The 25,062-nt window shown below is 49.1% G+C and carries 19 protein-coding genes; 14 read left to right on the plus strand and 5 right to left on the minus strand.

Features of this window, described 5'->3' with window-relative positions; all coding sequences use genetic code 11:
• Nucleotides 1–50 precede the first annotated feature (50 nt).
• On the minus strand, nucleotides 51–2,426 hold the full coding sequence (locus tag J2Y43_RS01135; protein WP_309981628.1) for a TonB-dependent receptor: 2,376 nt from the start codon (nucleotides 2,424–2,426) through the stop codon (nucleotides 51–53).
• A gap of 182 nt (nucleotides 2,427–2,608) precedes the next feature.
• Here J2Y43_RS01135 and J2Y43_RS01140 point away from each other — a divergent pair, with 182 nt between their 5' ends.
• The 3 genes from J2Y43_RS01140 to J2Y43_RS01150 all read left to right on the plus strand — a co-directional run bounded on the left by J2Y43_RS01140 (nucleotide 2,609) and on the right by J2Y43_RS01150 (nucleotide 5,183).
• The gene (locus tag J2Y43_RS01140; protein ID WP_309981627.1) at nucleotides 2,609–3,181 is read left to right on the plus strand and encodes an RNA polymerase sigma-70 factor; all 573 of its coding nucleotides are present in this window, start codon (nucleotides 2,609–2,611) and stop codon (nucleotides 3,179–3,181) included.
• 86 nt (nucleotides 3,182–3,267) lie between these two features.
• The gene (locus tag J2Y43_RS01145) at nucleotides 3,268–3,945 is read left to right on the plus strand and encodes a hypothetical protein (protein ID WP_309981626.1); all 678 of its coding nucleotides are present in this window, start codon (nucleotides 3,268–3,270) and stop codon (nucleotides 3,943–3,945) included.
• 8 nt (nucleotides 3,946–3,953) lie between these two features.
• Nucleotides 3,954–5,183, plus strand: a complete 1,230-nt coding sequence (locus J2Y43_RS01150) for a DUF4374 domain-containing protein (RefSeq protein WP_309981625.1) — start codon at nucleotides 3,954–3,956, stop codon at nucleotides 5,181–5,183.
• Nucleotides 5,184–5,188: 5 nt separating this feature from the next.
• Here J2Y43_RS01150 and J2Y43_RS01155 read toward each other — a convergent pair whose 3' ends face one another.
• On the minus strand, nucleotides 5,189–6,112 hold the full coding sequence (locus J2Y43_RS01155; protein WP_309981624.1) for an Rpn family recombination-promoting nuclease/putative transposase: 924 nt from the start codon (nucleotides 6,110–6,112) through the stop codon (nucleotides 5,189–5,191).
• 193 nt (nucleotides 6,113–6,305) lie between these two features.
• Here J2Y43_RS01155 and J2Y43_RS01160 point away from each other — a divergent pair, with 193 nt between their 5' ends.
• Complete coding sequence (locus J2Y43_RS01160; RefSeq protein ID WP_309981623.1) at nucleotides 6,306–7,463, plus strand: PepSY-associated TM helix domain-containing protein; 1,158 nt, start codon at nucleotides 6,306–6,308, stop codon at nucleotides 7,461–7,463.
• 71 nt (nucleotides 7,464–7,534) lie between these two features.
• Nucleotides 7,535–9,979 carry a TonB-dependent receptor domain-containing protein gene (locus J2Y43_RS01165; protein WP_309981622.1) on the plus strand — a complete coding sequence of 815 codons (2,445 nt, stop codon included), beginning with the start codon at nucleotides 7,535–7,537 and terminating at the stop codon, nucleotides 9,977–9,979.
• A 3-nt stretch (nucleotides 9,980–9,982) separates the two neighbouring features.
• On the opposite strand, the gene J2Y43_RS01170 is transcribed toward J2Y43_RS01165, so the two are convergent.
• On the minus strand, nucleotides 9,983–11,245 hold the full coding sequence (locus J2Y43_RS01170; RefSeq protein ID WP_309981621.1) for a YdcF family protein: 1,263 nt from the start codon (nucleotides 11,243–11,245) through the stop codon (nucleotides 9,983–9,985).
• Between the two features lie 821 nt (nucleotides 11,246–12,066).
• Between J2Y43_RS01170 and J2Y43_RS01175 the strand changes: the two genes are divergently transcribed.
• The 4 genes from J2Y43_RS01175 to J2Y43_RS01190 all read left to right on the plus strand — a co-directional run bounded on the left by J2Y43_RS01175 (nucleotide 12,067) and on the right by J2Y43_RS01190 (nucleotide 15,069).
• The gene (locus J2Y43_RS01175) at nucleotides 12,067–12,861 is read left to right on the plus strand and encodes a LytTR family DNA-binding domain-containing protein (protein WP_309981620.1); all 795 of its coding nucleotides are present in this window, start codon (nucleotides 12,067–12,069) and stop codon (nucleotides 12,859–12,861) included.
• Between the two features lie 6 nt (nucleotides 12,862–12,867).
• On the plus strand, nucleotides 12,868–14,091 hold the full coding sequence (locus J2Y43_RS01180; RefSeq protein ID WP_309981619.1) for a histidine kinase: 1,224 nt from the start codon (nucleotides 12,868–12,870) through the stop codon (nucleotides 14,089–14,091).
• Nucleotides 14,091–14,342 (plus strand): hypothetical protein, encoded by a 252-nt coding sequence (locus J2Y43_RS01185; protein WP_309981618.1) that lies wholly within the window; start codon nucleotides 14,091–14,093, stop codon nucleotides 14,340–14,342. Before J2Y43_RS01180 ends, J2Y43_RS01185 begins: the two co-directional genes overlap by 1 nt.
• A gap of 88 nt (nucleotides 14,343–14,430) precedes the next feature.
• A complete protein-coding gene (locus J2Y43_RS01190; RefSeq protein ID WP_309981617.1) occupies nucleotides 14,431–15,069 on the plus strand; it encodes a response regulator transcription factor in 639 nt (212 codons plus the stop codon).
• Here J2Y43_RS01190 and J2Y43_RS01195 read toward each other — a convergent pair.
• The gene (locus J2Y43_RS01195) at nucleotides 15,051–15,410 is read right to left on the minus strand and encodes a helix-turn-helix domain-containing protein (protein ID WP_309981616.1); all 360 of its coding nucleotides are present in this window, start codon (nucleotides 15,408–15,410) and stop codon (nucleotides 15,051–15,053) included. The two genes, J2Y43_RS01190 and J2Y43_RS01195, sit on opposite strands and share 19 nt — an antisense overlap.
• Before the next feature lie 152 nt (nucleotides 15,411–15,562).
• Between J2Y43_RS01195 and J2Y43_RS01200 the strand changes: the two genes are divergently transcribed.
• Complete coding sequence (locus J2Y43_RS01200; RefSeq protein ID WP_309981615.1) at nucleotides 15,563–16,426, plus strand: NAD(P)-binding domain-containing protein; 864 nt, start codon at nucleotides 15,563–15,565, stop codon at nucleotides 16,424–16,426.
• Nucleotides 16,427–16,592: 166 nt separating this feature from the next.
• Nucleotides 16,593–19,832 carry a choice-of-anchor tandem repeat GloVer-containing protein gene (locus J2Y43_RS01205; RefSeq protein WP_309981614.1) on the plus strand — a complete coding sequence of 1,080 codons (3,240 nt, stop codon included), beginning with the start codon at nucleotides 16,593–16,595 and terminating at the stop codon, nucleotides 19,830–19,832.
• Nucleotides 19,833–19,924: 92 nt separating this feature from the next.
• On the opposite strand, the gene J2Y43_RS01210 is transcribed toward J2Y43_RS01205, so the two are convergent.
• The gene (locus J2Y43_RS01210; RefSeq protein WP_309981613.1) at nucleotides 19,925–20,392 is read right to left on the minus strand and encodes a carboxymuconolactone decarboxylase family protein; all 468 of its coding nucleotides are present in this window, start codon (nucleotides 20,390–20,392) and stop codon (nucleotides 19,925–19,927) included.
• Between the two features lie 379 nt (nucleotides 20,393–20,771).
• Here J2Y43_RS01210 and J2Y43_RS01215 point away from each other — a divergent pair, with 379 nt between their 5' ends.
• From J2Y43_RS01215 to J2Y43_RS01225, 3 genes are all read left to right on the plus strand, one after another.
• Complete coding sequence (locus J2Y43_RS01215; RefSeq protein WP_309981612.1) at nucleotides 20,772–23,987, plus strand: carboxypeptidase regulatory-like domain-containing protein; 3,216 nt, start codon at nucleotides 20,772–20,774, stop codon at nucleotides 23,985–23,987.
• 215 nt (nucleotides 23,988–24,202) lie between these two features.
• Nucleotides 24,203–24,595 carry a hypothetical protein gene (locus J2Y43_RS01220; protein WP_309981611.1) on the plus strand — a complete coding sequence of 131 codons (393 nt, stop codon included), beginning with the start codon at nucleotides 24,203–24,205 and terminating at the stop codon, nucleotides 24,593–24,595.
• A 31-nt stretch (nucleotides 24,596–24,626) separates the two neighbouring features.
• The gene (locus tag J2Y43_RS01225; RefSeq protein WP_309981610.1) at nucleotides 24,627–25,037 is read left to right on the plus strand and encodes a hypothetical protein; all 411 of its coding nucleotides are present in this window, start codon (nucleotides 24,627–24,629) and stop codon (nucleotides 25,035–25,037) included.
• Nucleotides 25,038–25,062: the final 25 nt, after the last annotated feature.

A 25,062-nucleotide genomic window follows, 5' to 3' on the forward strand; every position in this document is an offset into this window, starting at 1 on the left:
CGTGGGTCGATATTGGCGGACAAACTACTCGTTTACCCGCCAATATTCAATTAAAATGTGTATCTGAAATACGGCACGGGGAAAAACGGTTGCTGGTATTGGTTCACCAGTTCGTTCGTCCGTGGGTTATAAGTTTGCTGGAAAATGTTTTTGCGTGCCGTCACATTTTGCAAATCCATCGAAAATTCCATCGTGCTCCGGCGCATTTCCCTGCGATAGGAGAAACGGATGTCCGTTCTGAAATAGGCACTTTGCCTGAGTGAGTAAGCGCGGTTTTCATCGTAAACTGCCGCTCCTCTCGCCCGCGACGCAGCCAGGTTGAGCGGTGTAATGTACTTGCCGCCTACGAATGAGGTCTTAATATTCGCGCTCACGATGTTGTTGCTTCCAAACCGGAATTCTTTTCCACCGAGCACATTCAGTACATATTTGGTGTTAAATGCCGTGTTACGCTCCACTTTATCGCTGCCTTTGTATTTCGAATCGAACAAAGATGTGGTAAGCAGGAAATAATAACCTTTGTTGAAGTACCTTTCCAAAGTAAGTTCCACCCCCATATTACGGCCGGAGCCGCTATTCACGAGACTGTCGCGATCCGACGGACCGAAAGCCGCTCCCATATTCAATGCCGAGTAAGCGGAAGCCCGCCGCTCGACCGGAACATCAAACAGCTGCTGGTAGTACGGCTCGATTTTCAGCAACAAATTCTCAGTTAGCCGGTTCTGATAGCTCAGTACAAAGTGATGACTTTTGGTAAAACCCAGGTCCTTATTAGTCCGCACCGACCCCGATTCTCCCGGAGTTTGCACAAAATAGGTATAAATGTTCTGCGCCTGGCTATTCAAACCATACCCCACACTCACCGACTGCCCTGTTCCGAATGCATATTGCAAACCGGCCCGCGGCTCGACGACCACGTTGTTGTTCAGGCTATAATGCTGGAAACGGAGTCCGGTTGTGAAGATTAACCCCTGTGAAAACCTATGCTTCCATTGTGCATAAGCCTGTGTGAGCACCGTTTTCTCCCCGCTCACATTCGCGCGTACCGTGTCGATCTTTCCGCCCTGGTAAATCGAGCGGCTGTACAGGTCGAAATCCAGCAAATCAATAGTGATACCTCCATAAAAGCTGCTTTTCGCATTCATTTTATGCCTTACATTCAGCACTGCCGAATATTTGGAAGTGTTGTATTTTGCCTCGCCGCTCAGGAAAGCTTCACGCGCCGGGTTACTGATCGAATCACCACTAAACCGTTCGCGCGTGGTGCTCATCCCCAACGTCAGCTTGGCGAAAGTTTTGGGTGTGAGATTGTGCTCATAGCCCAATCCAAAAATGTTGGTGCCATATTTCACGCGGGTGTTGGTGTTTTCGGTACCATACATATTTGAAAGCGTGGTGTCCACTTCATTGCCCAGGAAATTCACGTCGCTGCTTCCTGTTATTCCAAAAAGCGTCAGCTTTCCTTTGTTACCGGTCGGGACGGCCACTTTAAAGTTCAGGTCCTGGTAATCGGGAATGGCTGTTCCGGTACCAAACTGCAAACCAAGAGCTTTGAACAGGCCCAGCGTGGAATAGCGATAATTCAGGAGGAAAGATGCTTTGGAGCTTTTCGCGAACGGGCCTTCGACTCCCAGTTCAAAACCATTGAAACCAACCTGGCCCATCAGTTCATGTTTCTGATTATTGCCTTCGCGAAGTTGCAGGTCAAACACCGCCGCAAGGGCGTTTCCATACTGGGAGGGAAAGGCGCCGGTAAGAAAGTCGGACTTGCCGAGCACGTTGTTGTTCAGCATACTCACCGGCCCGCCGGTAGCTGCGAATGAACCGAAATGGTTGGGATTGGGAATATTAAGGCCTTCCAGTTGCCATAATGTGCCTGACGGCGAGTTCCCCCTCACCACAATATCGTTGCGCGAATCATCGCCCGACACCACCCCGGCAAAGTTTGCGGCCATCCGCGACGGGTCGCCCAATGCACCCGCATAACGCTTGGTATCATCCACATTGAACGACCGGCCGCTCACCAGCGACAGCTCGTTATTGGTTTTGGTCTTATCGTTTTTACGATCGGCGGTTACCATCACCTCGTCCAGGTTCTGAACCGCCTCGGTCAGGGTTACATTCAAAACTACCTCTTTACCGGCCGTAACCACGATATTGGACAAGCGCTGTGGTTCATACCCGACCATCGTAATTTGAAACGACTGGCGGCCCATAGGCACACCCGCGATCACGAAATCGCCCCGGACGTCGGTAACCGCCCCTACCGGACTAGCCCCAGCTTCCCGGATGAGCAATACCGAGGCCCCAATCACCGACGATTTGGAAACTTCGTCGCGGATCGTGCCGCGGATCGTCTGCGTGCCGTCCTGCGCATATAGGTTGGCAGCAAAAAGAAATGTCATAGCTAATAGTAATGCTTTCATTGGCTAATTTTTATGAATTGATACGCCGAAATTCAGCATAACACGCTGTGTTTGAAATTCGACGGGAGGCGAAACGTCGGGATCCGGGGGCGAAACGGCAGCAGCGCTCCGGGAATCGGTGGTGCTATTCCGGCGATTGGCAAGCAAACTTATTTGGACTTATTATAAACAAAGGCCTATATTTGATTCATCCATTCCGCTTGTGCCACGATTGCATGACCGCCAATACAACCGACAACGCTCCTTTCCGGATAGACGAAACGTCTTTCAAGCAGATTTATCTGGCTCATTGGGAGAAGGTATACGCTGTTTGCTACAACACGGTCCGCGATCCTGAACCGGCCAAAGGCATGGTGCAGGAGATTTTCAAGTCGCTTTGGGAGCGGAAAGACGAATTGGAAATTACCACTTCTGTGGAGCGCTACCTGCTACGTTCGGCGAAATTCAAGGTTTTTGAATACCTCCGGAATACAAAATCGCGCAGGGAGCATAACGAGATCGCATTTGCAGACTATTGCGACCGCACGCATTGCACCGAAAACGACATTCTTTACAATAGCCTCAAAACCAAAATCGACGGTCTGGTCGACACCCTTCCCTGCCAATGCCGGCGTGTGTACAAAATGAGCCGCGAGGAAGGGCTTAGCAACAAGGAGATCGCCTCGGCGCTGCTGATCTCCGAACGGGCCGTCGAATACCACATTACCAGGGCACTTACCACACTCCGCGCCAACCTCACCGAATATATGCATTAGAATCACCGCCGCGGCTTACGGCTAAACTCAATTTATGCTACTTTTACTTTCAGGAAGCATCACCAACCGAACTGTGGAGTACTTGAATGAAGATCAGTAAAGAACTTATTGAAAAATACCACCATGGGCACTGCACCGACAAAGAAAAGGCTGCGGTAGAGGACTGGCTGCTGAACGACGATACCGACGAAACCATGGAATGGCCTTCGCCAGAGGAGAAAACAGCCCTGCAATCCGAAATGTGGAATGAAATCGCTGCTATCCTCCCCGCGTCTGCCGAAACGCCCGCGCCGAAGGCTGAGCGCACGATCATGCGTTCGCTCTGGAAACCGGCCATAGCAGCCTGCCTGCTCGCCGTGTTGGGATCGGTCGCATACAGCTTGAAACAAGAACCCGCTCCTCAGAAAGTCATTTCCCTCAATAATAGCTCCGGAACCGAAAACAAGGCGCTTCACGAGAAGGAATTTACCCTTTCCATTGCACCGAAAAGCAATGTGGCCATCAACAGCAAAACGGGCATTATGGACTTCTGCGGGGCAGTACTGATCAACCCCAAGGAAGATATTGAACTCACTTTTCAAGGGACTTGCGCGAACCCTGCCCAGAACCGGGAAAAGGTTTCTCTGAAAAAAGGCCAAAATTACATCGCGCTCAACTACGGCGGCAATGCGCAGACCGGCGAAGTGATCGTCGTCGAAGAAGGAGCGATGGCAAGCCTTCCACCGCTCGTGTTGAAGCAGCTCATGCATCAGTTCAATATCTGACCTCGCTCATGATACATCGTTACCGGGGTCTTATCCACTTCGTCGCTTTCGCGTTGCTTTCCGTTGTTCTCCTACCTGGCTGTCGGGAGCAATCCGGTGAACAAGAGCACATTGCCCAAAAGAAATACAGCATTTATGCCATGATGAAAAATGGCAAAGAATATATCCTTCAAACCGATTCGCTTGCTTCCGGTGAGATTAACCCGGAAAAATCGGGCGCGCGGGTTGTACCGGCGCCGCTATATTACGAACTGATCGTCCGTGACGGCCGGTATTACAGCATCGATCGCCGCAAAAGCGCATTTGTGCGGTACAAAATTGCAAACGGAGAGTTTGTAAGGGATACGGCGATTGCGATTACTGGCTTCTCGTCCGTGGAAAATTACAACTGGCTGTCTCGGGATTCGCTAATGATTCTCGGCTACGACGAGGATGCGCGTAAGGTTCGTTATGTCAAAATCGACGTCCGAAATCTGAGCATTAGCCAGGGTATCGTACCTGTTCCCGCGCCGTTCGGTAACTATAACTGGCTCTCCATCGGCTTTTCACAGTTCCTCGAAAACAAATTGTACATCGGCTACTGCTACCACACCTACACACTCGACAACTACACTACCGGCGACACCATTTACACCGCCATTTTGGATTATCCGCAGCTAAGACCGCAGAAAACACTCAAAGATACCCGCTCCGTATATCCGGGCGGTGTGAATACCCGGCAAAGCCATTCATTTGTGACAGAAAACGGCGATTTCTACTTCATAGCCTGTCCCGGCATAGCGTTGGGGAATTACCCGGAAAAACCGACGGGGATCTTCCGCATCAGAAAGTCGAGCGAAGAAATCGACTCGGAATATTTCTTCAATATCTCAGCATCTGCGATTAACAACCATGGCTACGGCTTTTGGTATATTGGCAATGGCAAAGCCATCGTGCGAACGGAGCGGAAAGGCCTTTACACAGGTATGAAGGATCATTACAAAGTTCCCCATTTCGACTTTTACCTCGTCGACCTCGAAAAGCAAACCACCAGCCGACTCCCTCTCCCTCTTGACAAGGGAACTTCCCGCCAGTGCGTGCTGGTGGAGAACGGAACGGTGTACATTACCGTCAATTCAGGAAATGAAGGATGTTACGTATGGCTGCTCAACCCCGGGACAGGGGCGCTAAAAAAGGGATTGAAGTTCAGCGACGATACTGAATACATTTTGCGACTGGAGCGACTGAATGACCAATAACGCAATCAGGCATTACGGACTTCCTCGAGAGTCAACCCGGTTATTTCGGAGATAGTTTCAGCATCAAAGCCCTTCGTTTTCATATTGCGGGCAACTTGGAGCCTGGTCTCTTGAATGCCGGTTTGCATTCCCTCCTTCATCCCCTCCTTCACTCCTTCTTCTCTGCCTTCCTTTCTCCCTTCACGCATTGCCTCCTTCTTCGCATAATCCATGGAATTTTCATTATCCCATTTAACCTTTAAGTATGCATCCCATGCCATTTTTTCTTCTTGATTTAGGTTACAAACTTCCGCTATCCTGAAAACTTTATCATAAAACGTCTCTTCCAGAACCGCAGGAATCTTATCCAATTTACTTAAATTTTTCAACAAATAGAGCCACTTGTCCAGCCCTGTGGAAAGCTCAGATTCTGCTTTCAGAAAACGTGGCATTTCGATGAATGTCAAGCCAAATTTGTCGTAAAACAACTCGCCGTTGCTTCTCTTCATCAACCGTACTTCGTGCAGGTAGTGATCCTGACTGGAATCTTCAAAGCAAAAATCCATTAAACCTATCAAATACACCGGTTTCAAATCATATTTCCAATTGGTAATCCCCGCCTCAACCTGATCACGAATGAGAGAGGCCGAATAGTATAGGCACCTGTCTTTGAAATATTCCTGCCTCACACGCTGCACTTCAATGATAAATTGCTCGCCATCAGCTCCTGTACAACATAAATCAAAAACTGCCCGACGAAGCATGGATATCTGTCCATTATTTTCATTTTGGTTGAAAGTCAAGTCGGCCACATACCTTTCTCCGGCGAATAACACATTCAAAAAGTCGATTAAGATGTCCTTGTTCGCTTCCGAGCCGAAAATCCGTTTGAAACCGAAGTCTGAAAGCGGATCGATAAATCGGCCGCATGGCATTTCGTACATTTCCATAGTGTGTCCTGATAGAGGTATTTAGCCTTCCAATTTAAAGGAAAGCATACCCGTCGCCGTAACGCAATGATCAAACAGTAGTCATTTTTTACCAAACGGCCTTCGGGAAGTGACCGATTGTGCTACTCATTTCCAAAAGGGCACTCTCCTCTTTGGAACTTCAAAAGATTGGCGAAATAAGAATTGGTATTCAATGAACATCGTTAAAAAAATCAACGCCTGGCTACACCTCTGGCTCGGACTGGCTTCCGGAATTGTGGTGATAATAGTAGGTTTCACTGGCTGCATTCTCGTTTTTGAAAGCGAACTGGAACAGCTGACAATGAAGCACCTCCATGCGCCAAATCCTCAGAACAGCGCTATGCTGCCGCCATCGGTACTTTGGAAATCGGTGAAACGGGCATTGCCCGAAAAGGAAATCCACAGCGTGTGGTACCACGGTAAAAACCAGACGGCCCATTTCAGTCTCAACTCCGACTCACTGGTGTACGTGAATCCCTATACTGCCGAAGTAGTAGCCATGGTGGATCATGAAGATTTCTTCCACTTTATTCTCGACGGCCACACAAGCCTCTGGATCGAAGGAAAAATAGGCACGGGGATTGTCAGCTATGCGACTTTGATATTTTTCACATTACTCATCACCGGAATTGTGCTTTGGTGGCCCAAAAAGTGGACGAAATCCGAAAGGGAAAAAGCCCTGACGATCAAATGGGGCGCGAAGTTCAAACGCATCAATTACGATCTGCACAATGTGCTGGGCTTCTACTCGCTCACCATTGCGTTGATATTGACGGTTACCGGGCTGATCATGGGTTTTCAATGGTTTAATAAGAGTTTTTACTGGATGGTTTCCGGCGGGCAGGAGCCTCCGCGCTACGAGCGAGCGTTTTCGGACACTACCCAAAACCTGCCGCTTGCAAGCATGGCCAATGTCGACGCGGCGTGGCGCAAGGGTGTTACGGAAATTGGCGTGCTGAATAAGGAGGCTATCATCGTATCGTTTCCCGATAAACCCTCCGAACCGATCGATCTTTGTACTGATATGCACAACGGATCGTGGCGATATGTATACCTCGACCAGCACACGCTCGAAGAGCTGCCTGCAAGTCAGCCACAGATTGCCGAACTGGATGTGGCACAGTGGCTTCGCAGGACAAACTACGCCTGGCATGTAGGAGCAATCGGCGGGCTGCCGACTAAAATCCTGTTTTTCCTGGCCAGTCTGGTCTGTACGAGCTTACCTATAACCGGTTTTTATATCTGGTGGGGCAAAAAGGCCAAAACCAAAAAGCGAAGCAAAGCATTGTCACCTCATTCAAGCCTTTCGGTTTCTACCGGCAAAGCCTGACATTTACATTCTGTTACATTTCATCAACTCCTGATTTTCCGGCAGTATCGCCGGAATGCCATTTCCCAGCTATGAAATATCCATACAATTTCCGCTTCTTCCTGCCAGTTCTGATTGCATTACTGACCGTCCAGGCCAGCTTTTCCCAGACATTACCCGGTTACCTGATCAAAGGGATACTCATTGATTCCGCCTCTTCCAAAGCCATTGAATTCGCCACCATCAGCATTCTGGATGACCAGCAGCAGGTGGTTGCACTGACTTATTCCGATGAAAATGGTTTTTTCAAATCCACAGATATTAAAACGGGTTCCTACTTGCTCAACCTTTCGTTTGTAGGCTACCGCCAGAAACGCCTCGCATTCACGATCACGTCAACGGCTCCTTATGATTTTGGAACTGTGAAACTGATTGCGGACGCGAAACAGCTGGACGCGGTGACGGTTACCGGCATGAAGCAGCTCGTCGAGCAGCAGCCCGGAATGCTGATTTATAATGCCGAAAAGGATATCAGCAATACCGGCGGAACCGCCGCCGATGTGCTCAGAAAAGCGCCAATCCTGAACGTGGACGCGGCCGGAAATGTGACTATGCGTGGAAATTCCAATTTGCGGATTCTCATCAATGGAAAATATTCCGGCCAAATGGCCCGTAATGCAGCCGACGCATTGAATATGATGCCTGCCGGATCGATCAAGTCCGTGGAAGTGATCACCAGCCCTTCGGCGCGCTACGATGCGGAAGGTGCGGCCGGGGTCATCAATATCATTACTAAAAAAGGGAACCAGAGTACAAGCGGGACGATCGAGGTAGTGGGCGGGAACCTGGAACAGGCCATTAACCCGCGCATTGCAGTAAACCGCGATAAATGGAACGTAAGCTCAACCCTGCATTTGCACCGGTTCCGTAATAAAGAGCTTTCGAATGTAGACCGTACCACCTACGAAAATGGTGCGGAGACCGGCAAGGTGCGGCAGGAGATCGTGCGCGACAATGCCAAGCCCCACAGCTCGGGTGATTTGCAGATAGAGTACCTCGCCGACAGCACCAATGTTTTCAACTTCTCCGTGAATGGCTGGCTCGGTAACTGGCCACAGAACAGCGAGCAGCATAATAGCCGGCTATCGCCCGACGGCCAGGTTATCGATCGGTTTTTCCAATCCGTCAAAACCAAAGCGCCCAACAAAGGCATCGATCTGAATTTAGGTTATACCAAAAAATTCAGAAAACCGGGCGAAGAACTGTACCTCATGGCACAGCATAACCGCTCTATCGACGATTTCAACTACAATGCTACCCAGCGCGACGATGAGCAGTTCCCCGTTTACCGTGAAATCAATGACAACACCACGCACAACCGTGAATGGACATTCCAGGGGGATTACATATTGCCGCTCACACCGTCGGGCAAGCATGCTTTGGAAAGCGGCGTGAAAGCGATATTGCGCAATGTGGGAAGTGATTACCAGGTACAAGCCAGCGAAAACGGTACGCCCGATCAGCTCAGCATCGTCCCATCCCGCACCGACCGCTTTGACTACCGGCAGGACGTGCTGGCGGCTTATAGCCAGATCAAATTCAAATGGAGCAGCGGATGGGCCTTACATGCGGGAGCACGTATGGAAGGCACTTTCCTCGAAGGCGACCAGCGCGATGCCGGCGTGCATTTCACCCGCAACTTCTGGAATTTTGTGCCTAGTGCGACTATTTTCAAGAAGCTCAATGCCAACAACAACCTCACATTGAGCTATACCAAACGTATTTCGCGGCCGTCGATCTGGGACCTCAATCCCAACCGTGATAGCCAGGACCCTAAAAATATCGTAGTAGGTAACCCATCGCTGAAACCGGAGGAAGTGAACCAAATGGAGTTCACTTATGCATTGCAAACCAATTCGGATCTGTTCCTGAATATCTCGGCGTTTGGCAGAAGAACCGACAATTCCATTGAGAGCATTGTCACGATGGACGCGGAAGGTGTAGCCACGACTACCAAGCAAAACCTAGCGTCGAATGCACAATTCGGTATTAACTTTTCGGCTTCATTTTCTCCCCTGCCCGACTGGAAGATCAACAGCAACGCCAACATTCGGCAGGCCCGCTTCAAAAGCGGTGCGCTCGGGATCGATAACAAGGGAATGGCCTGGGGAATTAATATCAACACCAGCCTGAAACTACCTGAAAATTACAGCATACAGGCCTACGGAGACTACGATGCACGCAGCATCGAACTGCAAGGCTTCGAAGGTGCCTGGCTGTATTATAGTTTTTCGGCCAAGAAAGAGCTTCCCGCACGCAAGCTCTCGATCACACTCACGACAGTAAGCCCTTTTGGAGCCTATCGTCCGCAAAAAGAAGTGGTGAGCTCGCCCGAATTTTATTCGATCACGCGTAACCAATACCTGATGCGCTCCGTCAAACTTTCGCTCAACTGGGAATTCGGCGGGTTGTTCAAGCAGGGCTCGGGCCGCAAAATCAGTAACGACGACCTGAAAAACGTAAAACAAGGCGGTTAATGACTAGGGGTCAAGCGGCTCGTCGGCGTCGATGTGCAACGCATCCAGCACCGGATAGAACTCGATATCCGTTTCGCTGAGCCGCTTACCCAGCTTGTAAGGGACATGATTCATTTCGCGCATACAGCGGTTCACGAATGCATCACTTGAAATAGAATAGCTTTGCGACCGCATGGTGGAAACGAGGCATGGCTTCTCCACCGGCATACTATAACGAAACAGTAACCGTACAGCATTACGCATATTGGTGGTCGTGTGCCGCGCATGCGGGTCCATGATGATCGCATTTTCGGGCACTTTCAAGGTTTCCATCAGAAACTTCTTCATTTCAAATGCCTCACTGTATTTCGTTTTGAAAGGATGCACACGCCCGCCTGAAACCAGAATGTACGGAGCCAGCCCTTCGAAATACCGCAATGCGGCCACGCGGCAACGCAGCATCCCGCCCTCACTCAATGCGCGGTCGTAGGTATCCGGGCCCGCACCGGGGACGAGGATCAGCGTGTATTTGAATTTATTCCAATCGATTTTCTTCACGCGATCAACAGCCGCTTTGTTGACCGTCGAAACCATCGGCTCATAGTCGGCTGCTTCGTGTCGTTCGTTGACTTCCAGGAATTGGAGCGCATAATGCATCGATGGCCCAAAAAACAAGTTCGCGCCTTTTTTCTCCTGACGGACGATATCCGTGGCATCGTATACCAGTACCGGATAGCTCTTTGCCGTTGTCTTAAATTCGATGGAATCGATGGCCGGGTAGTTGGGCTTCTTGCCCTCGGCATACACTTCTATCGTGTGATTAACGCCCCGGGCATCCTGCTCCCAGGCTTTTCGCAGCAGTGCCTTTTCGCTGGGTTCCTTCAACAGCATATAGGTGCCGGATGGAATCAGGTGCTGCTTTACCAATTTACCCAATGCGTTGCTTTCGCTGTAAAGTGCTTCCAGTCTCGCTCCTATCGCATCGATTTCGTCCGCCGAGAACTTCATTTTACTGGTATAGCACAGGAAATCGTTCTTGCATTCCCTCACCGATGTTTCCAGGCCTCGGGACTTCATACCTGCTATCACGGCCAGTTCGCTGTCCTTTTCCAGCAACGACTTCACATCAGGAATTGATTCGAACAAGGTCAACAAATACCAGTTTTTGGATTGAACAAAAGAATGGCCGGTAATCAGTTGATAGTCCTGTTTCGGGATGCGGCCGGTTTGGGCAAAACCGGTGAGGGAGAGTATCATAAAGAGCGAAAAGATCAAAGGTTTAGTCATAGCAATAAAAGGAGTATGGAAAGGCCTGCAAACTAAGCGAATCCGTTTGATGGGATCGTTACCAGAAAGTTAAGAAACAAAAACAGGACGCGCACATACCAGGCCAGGGCACCGACATCCGGACGTTTCTGGCCCCCGCTTTCTCTGCTCTTTAACAGCGCATTTTTGAACGCGTATTGATATACGCAAACTAAGGACCTAAATCAACGCAACCGGTCTCCCGACAAACCGGCTTGTCAATATTCAGCTACAAAAACAGTTCTACTTAATCACCAAAAATGAACCAATTAATTGATTTGATTTGGGATAATTGCAAACAAAAAAGCCCCTGGCAAAATGCCAGGAGCTTTTCAATTTTTAAGCACCCATTTTACTTATAAAAGTTATCGTTTTCCAGTACCAGCCCGGATCGTTGTTTTCTTAGATAAAAATTGCTTTTTTCCAGTTTAAATCCAAACTAAACAACCTATTCAATGACCGGGAGTACCTGGAAGCAGGAAGTCACCTGTTTAATTCTGTCGAAATCAAACCGTGTAGCGCCGGAGCACCGGCAATCGTTGCAAATGAAGTGTAATAGTGTTTTGTATGAAACAGGGCGGGGTGTCCATTTAACCCTCCTTTAAATCCAATTCCAGTAAGTGTTTTTATCATGACTAATAGCTACTTTTATTCTTTCACAAAGCATTCATTCCTTAGCGAGTTTAAAGTAATCCTAAATAGCTGTCGAACTAAAATAATTTCGCCGAATTATGCATTTATTTCGACCAATACCTATATTATTGCAGACGAATGAAATTTAGTACAGTAGTTAAGGTCAGAGTATGTTGTCTCCCGGCAGGTTGCGGTGTATAATAGTAGACGATGAGGCTGATGCACGCCGATTGATTGAAAAATATGTGCAGAAAGTTCCCTTTCTGGAACTGTCAGGCATTGCTGAGAGCGCTACCGATGCCCTTTTTCTGATCAGGGACTTGAAGCCGGACATTGTATTCCTGGACATTGAAATGCCCGAAATGACCGGATTTGAGCTATTAAAGCTCCTTCCCGCCACCCGCCCGGCGATGATCATGATTACGGCCGACCCCTCTTATGCGCTGGAAGGCTACGAGCACGAGCTCACAGACTACCTCCTCAAACCGGTCTCTTTCGAAAGGTTCCTGAAGGCCGTAAACAAGGTCGACGGCGCGCGTTTCCCGAAGCATTCACCGGGCACATCCGAGCCACAGGACAAAATGGTTTCCCCGACGAAAGAATCGCAGGAAAAGGTGCCCGATGCCGAGTTCTCCGGTGCACGAAATGACTTTCTTTTATTAAAAGAGAATAAGAAACTCATTAAGGTAGCACCCAGTGAAATACACTTTATTGAAGGCATGCGCGATTACCTGAAATTATATTGGTCGGACCGCGTTGCGGTTATTCATATGACGATGGCCAAAATAGAAGAAGCATTGCCTTCGGCGCAATTCCTGAGGGTAAACCGTTCTTACATCGTCAATAAAAAAGTAATACGGGAAATTGAAGGAAATGAAATCACCACAAACAGTGGCCGAAAGATCCCGATTGGCGTAACGTATCGCGCCAATGTGCTCGCCGCGTTACAAAGGAACAGAATCTGACAGGTTATGCGTTTCAATCCTATTTCTTCTGAAAAAAGCGCAAAAATAACCAGGATTGTTTGCCACATACTGGCATGGATTGCGCTCTGGTGCGTCGCACATTATTACAGCATTCCGGCACTCACCAAAGATAACCTCTCGGTTGTGTGGCATGCCTCCGCGGCAGTGTTCCTTCAATCGGTTTCGGTGTTCTATCTCTTGGGATACGTCGTATTCCCACGTTTTTTGTATACCCGAAAAATACTGCCGCTGGTTATAAGCCTGGTTATTGTGTTCCTCCTCGTGCACGTCACCAACTACTATGAATTCAGGCACCTGGCATCCCTTACCAACGGCTCGGAGGAAAACTCTTTTTATGTTACCAAATTGTGGGATTTCTTCCAGGCACGCGGCCGATGGACCAGTTGCTTCACCGATTTCGACATTGCGTATACCGACTATGCGTGGAGCCTGTATTACATTACGCCACTGCTCGCCATCAAAGTAATGCGCGACATTATTAATTCCCGCACAAAAAATATGCAGCTGGAAATGGAAAGGCTCCAACTCGAAAAAGCAAATCTGAACCTGCAAACGCAAAGTTTACAATTACAAAAAAATAACCTTAACCTCGAACTGAGTTTTCTTAAATCGCAAATCAACCCTCATTTTTTGTTTAATACGCTCAATGCTATTTATACTAAAACAGTGGATGTGGATGAACAGGCTGCCGACCTGGTTCTTAAATTGTCGGACCTGATGCGATACAGCCTTTACGAATCGAGCAAAGAAAATGTAGTACTATCCAAGGAGATCAGTTACATAGAAAATTACCTCGACCTCGAACGCGCCCGTTTTTCCGACAAAGTGACTATTGATTACCATTTAACCGGCAACCCCGAAGAATATCTCATCGCTCCGTTGCTGCTGGTTTCCTTTGTCGAAAATGCATTCAAACATGGTACGGCTAAAAGCAAATATGCATCCTATGTAAACATTTCCATTGTATTGGATCAACATACGCTGTACTTCAAAATAAAGAACAATATACCGCAGCACGCACGCCAAAGCCCAGCGAGGAACAAGGAAGAGAAAGTGGGTGGATTCGGGCTCAGTAACACTTCAAAACGGCTCCAATTACTTTATCCTGACAGGCACAGGTTGTCGGTGCAGCAGTCCGAATCCGAGTTCAGCGTCGATCTTGAACTGGAACTGGACTCGGCCAACGTGGTCCGGTATTTCAGCTCCTGATGGCCGGCGTTCTCGCCTCCGTATATATGCGAGCGTCAGGCAAGGGCATCGCCAAAAGTACCGAACAAGTTTCCTTTCAATTACTTGGCAGCAGCCGCACCAGCTTCACAAATCGGGAAAGAAAGTACAATTCATGTCAAATTAATTTATTAGAAGTTATTTTACTTTTATTTTCAGATTTTACTTTTGATATTGAAACACCCGTTGAAAAACGGCCTAAAATTACCCCTCAGCTATCCAAAGATTTTTGAAAAAGAGCATCGACCATGTTCATACTCCCCTCATTCATTCTCTGGACCTTCCGCAAGGAATTTATTTTTTGAATTAGAAAATGTCCGGATGAAAAACATTTTAATTGTAGAAGATTATCAGATCATCAGACTGGCAACCAAAATACTCGTTCAGGATTTGTACAAGACCGCGGTGATACGTGAGGCAACGACTTTTAATGAAGCGTTATCCGAACTTGCCGTGCATCCCCAGGACCTCGTTATCCTGGATGTTCAGATTCCCGAGGGCCGGGGATTTGAAATGATCGGAGCAATGCGTGCTGTTCAAAAGCATGTGAATATCCTTATTTTTTCGGCTATCGAGGAAAGGGTTTACGGTATCCACTATCTCCGGGCAGGTGCCAACGGCTTTGTATCCAAAAATTCGGAGACCGCAGACATTCGTACGGCGATTCTGTCCATCGCGGACACAGGCAGGTATGTAAGCCCGAGAATTAAAGTGGAGCTGCTGAACCAGCTCGACAAACAGAATTACCGGGCCGATAATCCGCTCCTCGACCTTTCAGCACGTGAAATAACGATCATGGATATGCTGATAGACGGATTCTGGATCAAGGAAATAGCGTCGAGACTGGACCTGACCGAAAGCTCCGTCAGCACTTACAAGGCGCGGCTCTTCGAAAAGCTTCATGTGACCACGCTCATCGAAATGTTCCAGAAGGTAAGCCATTACAAGGATATGGATTGAGGACTTTCATCGCCTATAAGCTCCTTGTACTGTAATCCCCATTCGTTGATCCGGTCGATGATGGGCATGATTGTGCGCCCCAGGTCGGTCAGCGTATATTCGGTATAGAGCGGAAAACCGGTCGACTGGCATTTCCCGACGATCCCGCTCACTTCCAATTCGCGCAGCTGCATGTCGAGCACGCGTGGGGTTGCGCCTTTAATCTCCCGGTGCATTTCGCTAGGTCGGCGAAACCCGCGCTGGATGGCGTCGAGCAGGCAAGGCTTCCATTTGGCCCCGAAAACTTTCATGGCAATGGTAATGCCGCATTCGAGGTCTTCCGGTGTTTTCCGCTGGTACATAGTATGGATGAATGAGTGGATCTGCTATCGTCGTATGCAGCCCAAGTTACTCAATACCGAATAATTTTTCGGTTACCGAATCTTTTTTCGGTAATTGATAGCCGCCCGCGAGCCTCCGAATTTTGTACCCATCAATTTAAAACGAACAGAAAATGGACACAAAACAAATCGCTGTTATAGGCCTGGGCCAGATGGGTACACGTCTTGCCGAGTTGCTGCTTGCACAAGATTATTCGGTCTCCGTCTGGAACCGCACCCGTTCGAAAGCCGAGGCGCTTGCCGGGGTAAAAGTATCTGAAAACCTTGAAGAAGCTGTCCACCAGAGCCCACTGGTCGTGATATGCGTTCTGGACTACCAAGCGGTGCATCGTATCTTCGACGGTATCAAGGACAAATCTATCCTCACCGGCAAAACATTCATCAACTTCACCACTGCCGATCCCCAGGAGGCCGAACAACTGGAAGCCACGCTGACCAGGCTGAATGCAGGCTATATCAATGGCGCTATTCAGGTTGCGCCCGACCAGATGGGCCTGCCCGAAACCACCATCATCGTTTCCGGTAAGCAGGAGCATTTCGAAAACAGCCGCGATGCTTTGGCTGTCTTCGGAGGAAATATCAAATACCTCGGCGACCGTGCAGCGCTGGCTTCGGCGATGGACCTTGCTACGCTGACCTGGCTTTACGGGTCTTATACCGGCCTCATCCACGGCATAATCCTTTCGCAGAAAAGCGGCCTACCGCTCAGTGCATTCAGCGAAATACTGGGTGAGATCACGCCCGGATTTACCGAGTTTTTTAAGCATCAGATCGGTGTGGTGGAGAAGGGCGATTTTACGATCAGTCAAAGCCCGCTATCGATCAGTGTGGCCGCCACGCAGCGCATTCACAATGCATTCCGGAATACCGGTATGCAGCCTGCTTTTGTCAAAACCATCAGCGACCTGCTGCAAAAAGCGGAATCCGACGGCCTGGCAGATCAGGAACTTGCCGCATTGGTGAAAGTGGTGGAATAGCTGCGCACCTTGTAAGTTATCCTGCAATACTTCAATTTACCATGATTGATTTCGCACCGTTCATTGTGGGAACCCGCCGCCGAATAATATCAGATAGCACCAGGCGTCTTTGTGTATGTAATTGGTTACTTTTACATCTATTAATCAATTCACATGATACACTGCTATGAAATCTCTTTTCCTTGCCACTTTGGCCATCTTCCTTTCGGGATCTGCTTGTGCCCAAACCATCCAACGCCTTTTCGGGATGACTTCCGAATCTGGTCGCTTTTACAAAGGTTCCGTTTTCAGTGCCAATTTCAACGGCAGAAATCTCGTCGAGGAATATGGCTTCGACTTGGCACGGCCGGGTGAAAACGGTTGTGATGAGCTGTTCGAATACAATGGTGAGTTCTATGCCACGGCATGGCAGGGAAACTGGGGAGCGATCATCAAATGGAACCCCACGACAAAAGTTTTTACGAAGCTGCACGATTTCGACGAATCATGCTATGGCCCCGAGGGCAACCTGTATTTCCATAACGGCAAACTTTACGGGCTTACGATGTACTCCGGTGATCAGGACGCCGGAATAATCTATGAGCTGGATCTGGCGACGGGCGTATTCACGAAGAAAAAAGAAACAGGAAGCTTACTTAAAGGAACGTTCCTGACAAGTCATGGGCTAAGTTTTATGAATGGGAAGTTTTACGGCGTCGTCATGAACGTCGTGTCGAACTCGGAGAAATCGATATTCTTTGAATGGGACCCCGTTACAAACAATTTTACAAAAACCCTTCAAATACCCGATGGTACCAAGCCCGGGACTTACAGAGCAATGGTCGCCTACAACAACAAGCTGTATGGCATTGGCACATCCCTGACGAATACCAACGGAGTTATCTTCGAATGGGATGTAGCTGCAAATACTTACACGATCAAAAAGCAGTTTGCATCTGGAAGTGATGGCGCCGGCCCCTTTCACGAACTTGCTTTGAAAGCCAACAAATTTTATGGCAGCACCTACAAGGGAGGGGCAAACAATTCGGGTGTGCTTTTCGAGTGGGACCCGGCGACAAACATCTATACCAAGAAGATAGATTTGCCCGCTGACAGCCCCAAATACGGTCTGAATAGCCCGCGCATGACGTTGTTCAACGACAAATTTTTCTCCACGGGTATCGCGGGGCCAAACGGGGAAGGATATATTTATGAATGGGACCCGGCCAGCAACGCATTCAGTATCCGGTATAATTTCGATGCACAAATCGGTAGTCAGCCCAAAACGAGGCTTGTATTATGGAACAACAAATTTTACTCTTCGACCTACGCGGGCGGAAAGCTCTCGGGCGGTATCATGTTTGCCTGGGATCCGATAACGGGCGCATTCGATAAGCAGTTCGACTTCAACGAAAGCAACGGCACCTCGGCACTGGGTAGCCTTGCGCTTAAGGGGGACAAGCTATACGGAATGACGTCCAAAGGTGGTTCGGAAGGCCAGGGGTTGATATTTGAATTCGATATCAATACGAAAACATACAAGCGTATGCAGGATCTCGATCTTGCTAAGGGCGGCAATCCCGAGGGCGGCCTTACGCTGAAAGACGGGAAGTTCTACGGCATGGCAAAAAACGGAGGCGCCAACAATATGGGCACGTTGTTCGAATGGGATCCCGACAACAATCTGTTTGTCAAAAAACACGACTTCTCGGGCGCCGACGGAGCCATGCCTACGGGTAACCTCACACTTGAAAATGGCAAACTCTACGGAATGACACAGTACGGAGGAGCCAACAATTATGGTGTCATTTTCGAATGGGACCCCGGACTTGACAGCTACACGAAACGCATCGATCTGTCCGAACCCGAAGGCGGCCTTCCCCACGGCGAACTGACAATGCAGAACGGCAAATTTTATGGCATGACGTCCGCAGGAGGCGCCAGTCACGAAGGGGTGATCTTCGAATGGGATCCATCCACGAACATGTATACCAAAAAAATAGACTTTGACGCTAGTAGAGGTACCAAACCGATGGGAGGACTGGCCTGGTGGAAAAATAGCTTCCACGGATTTACCTCCGGAGGGGGTAGCAACACTACCGGGACGTTTTTTTCCTGGGACCCGGCTACGAATGTCTTTACTAAAAAGGCGAACATGGAGTTTTCACTCGGCCAGGTGCTCTCCACGCCGGTTGTGAACTACGGAAAGCTGTATTCTCTTGCTTCATTCGGCGGGATTGGAGGGGGCGGCGCCTTATTGGAATGGGAAGAGAGCGGTAACTATTATCAAGCTTCCAGCAGTTTTACGCCAGCTATCGGCCAGAAACCCATGTACACAACGCTTACGGTAGTGAAGGTGGCGGCCAGGATTTCGTCGAGCACACCCGGATGTCTTACCAGCGAGTCGCTTTCTGACGGCACCGATGTTCCGCACACCTGGCGACCAATCGTCGATCAGAATGGAGATATCGTAGCAGAATTGAATGGAAATGAAAATGCTATCCAGTATGCCTTCGCCTACGTTTATTCCTACAATACAAGCGGAGCTCCACTACAAGATCGCAACGGGCTGCTTTACCTGGGCCGGAATATGACCTTGGTTTGGACGGCAACCAACACGATCCCTGGCGCGCCTACCACCGCAAGGTTTTATGTCAGAAAGGAGGAAGTCGACGCACTTATCGAAGCGCACAATGCAAAACCGGACAATATCCCCATTACCGGCATAAACGACCTGAACGTATTCCGCAACAACGTTGGCGATTGTACCCCGCGAATTACAGCCACGGCTTCCCCGATTCCCTCGACCGTCGAGCCTTACCCGGGAGGATATGTATTTACTTTCACCGCGGAAAACCGTTCCACTTTTTATGTCGCCAGCAAAAACATCAGCGCGCTGCCCGTAAGGCTTGCAGATTTTACTGCACAGGAACAGGAAGGCAATGCGGTCCTGTCATGGAAAACGGTCGAAGAAGTAAATTTCTCCCGCTTCGAAATTCAACGCAGCACCGACGCCAAGAACTTTGTTACGATCGGCAATGTGAAAAGCGAGACCAAAGGTACAGGCGGGAAATACAGGTTTACGGACAAAGACTTGTCGATGCAGCGCGGGAGTAACGCCTACTATCGGCTGAAAATGATCGATCTGGATGAAAGTTTCGCCTATTCGAGCGTTGTACAGTTGCCGTTGAAGGGGTTGTCTGCGAGCGTATACCCGAATCCTGCCAACAAAAATGTACAGGTTGATCTTTCCTGGGAAACGCCCACTACATGGCAAATCCTTGACACGAACGGAAGTACAGTTGCCTTCGGCAGGGCCGCATCCGGCAAATTCGAGGTGGATGTCCGGCAGCTCAATCCAGGCTTTTACATCCTGAAAGTCAATTCAGATCAGTTGCACAACAATTTTAAATTGATTAGAGAATAGGCTTTGACATAAAACAGCAACCCGTCGTCCGTACGTGTCGAATATCCGTCGACGGGCTGTGTGCCCCGCTGGCTGCTCTACTGATGAAGTGCTTAATGAACTGCAAACTGACCCGGCTCGTAGCTTCCGGCTTCGGTGCGGAATGCGATGTTGAAGCGATTGTAGGAGTTGATGGTCGTAATCGCGAGCGTCAGGTCGATGATCTCCTCGTCGGTAAATTGCTCGGTGACAGCCCCGAATACTTCGTCGGTGACTTCGCGGTCTTTTAGTAAGGTCACGGCTTCGGCATAGGCCAATGCGGCACGCTCGCGTGCAGAATAGAAAGGTGCTTCCCGCCAGGCATTGAGCAGATACAACCGCTGTTCGGTTTCGCCTTCCACACGGAGGTCTTTGGAATGCATATCCAGGCAGAATGCGCAGCCGTTGATCTGCGACACGCGCAAGTAGATCAGGTTTAAAAGACGTCTCTCTACCTGCGATTTAGCCAGATAGCCGCCTATTCCGTACATAGCCTTCAATGCTTTTTGTCCTTTCTCCTGAAAATTGATTCGTTGTTCCATGTTGATTTTAATGATTGAATGATTGAATGACTGAATGATTGAATGGTCGGTTTTTTGTCAAGATTGTCAGGTTTTGTCAGATATTGTTTTGCTTGGTAGGGATTTCAGGTACGCCAATGACCACTCCTGACTACCAATGACCACACCTGACTAAAACCTGATCATTCGTTGATCGCACCAACGACCCGGTCAAAACTCATGTTAAAGACGAACGTCCCTCTCTGGATTGGACAATGCGATAAAAAAATCTGCTTTTTTTGGGCGGCGTGGCTACGGTAGAATCTGATGTTACCACGACTTTACAATTACATAACATTTCAATAATACCCTGGACAAGTAGATCCTCTTCTTTTGCGGCAAAATTTGTTTAACCAACAACATGCTCATGCATAAGAGATTTTTACTTCCTATTATCCTGACATTACTTTGCTGCTTCGGCAACATCGTGGTGTTGAGGGCTCAAACAACGCAGGCGTCGATCTCCGGTACGGTAACCGACGACCAGAGTGCATCACTCGCGGGCGCTACCGTTCAGGTGAAAAACGAATCAACAGGCTTTACGACTGGAACCGTTACCAACGCAAAAGGTGAATATGCCTTTAAAGAACTTCCATTGGGCGGCCCCTACACGGTTACAGCTACTTATGTCGGTTTTGGGGAACAAAAACTGACCGGCTATCTCCTGCACCAGGGCGATGCCGTGAAAGTGAGAATGAGTATGAAAGAAGCCGGCCAAACACTTGAAGTGGTGAGTGTGGTGGCATCAGGTATCAAAAACAAAATTGAAAACCTGGGCGCTTCTACGGCTATCTCGGCACGGGATATTACGCGTTTGCCGGTAAATGGGCGGAACTTCACATCGCTGATGGACCTGTCCCCATTGAGCCGCGGCGGTAACATTTCCGGACAGCTGGGTTCATCTACGGGCTACACCATTGATGGTATGAGTTCCAAAAACCCGACTTCCGCAGGTGCTACCACCAGCCGAAGCGGTGCCCCCTACTCCATTTCAATTGAAGCGGTACGCGAGTTCCAGGTGGTTACCAACCAGTACGACGTTACTTACGGACGCAGCGGGGGTGGTACTATCAGTGCTGTTACAAAGTCAGGAACCAACCAGTTGAGCGGTAGCGCATTCAACTACACGCGTGCCGACTGGTTGTCGAGCCCTTATGATATCCGCGGAAACAAAATCAATAACAAATTCGCTACCAACCAGTTCGGTTTCTCGTTAGGTGGACCGATCCTGAAAGACAAGCTGCATTTCTTCGTAGCCTGGGACCACCAGCAAGACAGCCGTCCATTGATCATCGCCGATATTCTTAGCCCGGTAGACGAAAACCGTTTCAATGTAACCCGCGCTACGCTCGACCAGTTCGTCAACATCGCCCGCAGCAAATACGGCATGTCTGATAGCCCGCAGTTCGGAACATTTGATAAAAAACGTGGTTCGGACGCGGCATTCCTTCGCCTCGATTGGCAGTTGAACAACAGAAACCTTTTGACGATCCGCAACAACTACACCAACGACCGCAACAAGCTTGGCCTGGCGGATAACACGACGATCAACGCCTACGAATCTTACGGAAACGACTTCAACCAGGACAACAGCTTGCTCGCGTCCCTCCGCTCGACACTCAATTCCAAAGTGACCAATGAGCTGAAAGTGCAGCATTTATTCGTGAAACAGAAAAGCGCCCCGGGCGACCAGCTTCCGGCAGCCAATATTCCGAGAGCGATCGTGGAGAACGTGAACTCGGTATTGAGCGACGGAAATTCGCGCTCGACCAACATCCAGATGGGTGGGCACCGTTTTGCACAGGAGCGTTTCACCAACCATGTGGTTCAATTGGTGGACAATCTGTATTATAACACCGATAAAGTGGAGTATACTTTGGGAGTGGATATGATGATGACCCGTTCGCATTCAACCTATGGCTCGGAAGTAAACGGCCGTTTCCACTACAATGTGGACGCCGCTGCGGGTAAAACTTCTCTTGACCAGTTCAACGACCTGAAACCTTACCGTTACTACCGTGAGGTACCTTTGATGGACGATTGGTCGGTGAAAGGTACCATCTGGAATGCGGGGGTTTATGGTCAGTTGAAAACAAGCCTCGCTACCGGCCTCGACGTGGTAGCAGGTCTGCGTCTCGACTACGCGCACTACCCAAGCTCGCCTTTAAACCAGACTTTGTACGACGCCCTGAAAATCCGCACCGACAACAAAATCAAATCGTTTGTCGTGCAGCCGCGCGTACAGTTCACCTGGGATGTGAACGACAAGCATACCGATATTTTCCGTTTCGGTGCCGGTGTGTTTGCTTCGGACATCAACAACTACGTGGTGATCAACAACCTCACATTCGACGGAAAGCACCTAGCGACCGTCGATGTACGCAGCCCGAACATCCCTACCCCGGATTTCGCCGCTTACCGCGCCAACTACAACAGCATCCCGACCTTGTCGCAGTTCCAGTTGCCGACGATCAATACCAATGCCAAGGATGCACGCGTGCCTATCATTTACAAGGCCAACATATCCTACAACAAATACCTGACCGACAAGCTAAAAGTGGGTATCGCGGGTTACATGAGCCTGGGCCGCAACAACTATATGTACGTGGACAGAAACATGGTTGACGAACCGTTCTTCCGCCTTGCCAACGAGGGTAACCGTGGTGTATTCGTTCCAGGCGGAACTGACATGCCTACCAATGGCGCAGGTGACTGGCTGAAAGGACGCAAATCCACGCAATTCGGCCGCGTGCTGGAATTGAACAGCGAAGGAAAAGTGAACGCGTTTTCTGTCGTCGCGGATGTGAAATATCAATATTTCCGCGACGGAGAGATCACTTTGAGCTACACTTATAATGACGTCAAGGACAATACGTCTTTCAACGGTAACGTAGCGAACAGCGCCACGCTGTCACTCCCGGTAAGAGATGATCCGCGGAACCTGAGCCTGATGTCCTATTCCGACAACCAGTTCCGCCACAAAATCGTATTCTATGGCTCGCTGCCCAGCTTCTGGGGAATCAACGTAGGCGTGCGCTATTCGGGAATCGGTGGTACCCGCTATACCCTGCTCTCGGGCGGTAACACCAACGGCGACTTCGTAGGTACCAACGACCTGGCATTTGTTTTCGACCGGAATGACCCAAGCGTACCCGAAAACGTGCGTAATGGCCTTCAAGCGATCCTCGACAACAAGGACGCCAGCCAGAGCATCAAGGATTACATCATCAAGAACTCGGGTAAAATTGCGGAAAGAAACGGTGGTATCAACGGCTTCTACGGCGTGTTCGATGTTCGCGCATCGAAACGCATCCGAATCGCCGGAACGCATGCGATCGAAGTTTCTGCCGATGTATTCAACTTCGCCAACTTCCTCAACAAGGATTGGGGCCGCAACAAGTCGCTGGGGACACAAGCACTTTACGCATTGGGTATCCCAGCTGCGAATGGCAAGCCTGCCGTTGCCGCATTCGACAGAACCAACAACCAGTTTGTTTACCGGGTAAATACGGCCGGTGTGGTAACCCCTTCGGGTAACCCCTACCAGGTGCAGATTGGGTTGCGGTATAGTTTCTGAGGCTTGATTTAACAAGGATTCTTACAGATCCCGGTTGATTATGCAGCCGGGATTTTTTTTGCACTACCCTTTGATCATTAACTAGTTGCCGTTCATTCATTGCTGCCCACCAGCAAGCTTTTTTGGTTTGGATTTATGACATATTTGCCTCGTAGGAGCTAAGTAGCTCTGTATTCACTTGCGAAAATTCAATCGAAATGGTCATAAAAAAATTTATGGAGAAACTGCTGGTGGCAACGGGCGCTACGTGCTTTCTGCCGATGATGGCGCTACTCGCTTGCGGACATTTAGGCGACCGCACTACCGTCGTTTATGGAAAGGTCTTTGACGAAAACCAGGTGCCTGTGGACAGCATTTTGGTGCAACTGCGCGGCGCGAAAATGACAGGCTCGATCGAGCTCAAATCAACTTACACTGATGAGAATGGTGACTATGAGATTGCACTGGAAGTTCCTAGAAAGTTTGGTCAGGTTAATGTCGCGATCCCGTACGGTCTGAATAATCCAAAGCTTGAAACAATATACATTCGAGGTGACCGCATAAAAGGGCAAAACAGACCAATGATCGGTAAGAAGACGCAATGGGATTTTAAGTTATTAGCTAAATAACAGCACCAGAATTTGACCATAACAAACAAATATGAAAACACACTTCAAAATTCAATGCGGGGTCTTCAAAAGATGGCTCCTCCTACCAATGATGGCATTGGCAATGCTCGCTTGCGGACACTTGGGTGACCGTACCACGGTAGTTTATGGAAAAGTGTTTGACGAAAATCAGGTGCCTGTGGACAGCATTTTGGTTTTGCTCAGCGGCTCACGATTGAAGGGCTCGATCGATCTCAAATCTACCTATACTGATGAGAATGGTGACTATGAGATTGCTTTGGAAGTCCCTAGAAAGTTTGGCGATATAAATGTTGGCATTCCGTACGGCGATGACAATCCAAAGTTTGAAAAAATATACCGTCAAGCTACGGATATCAAGGGCCAGCGCAGGCCGATGATCGGGAAGAAAACACAATGCGATTTTCAGTTAGAACCTAAATAATTTTTCACTTCAAATACATACACCA

The sequence above is a fragment of the Dyadobacter sp. BE31 genome, assembly GCF_031457695.1.
Taxonomy (GTDB): Bacteria; Bacteroidota; Bacteroidia; order Cytophagales; family Spirosomataceae; genus Dyadobacter.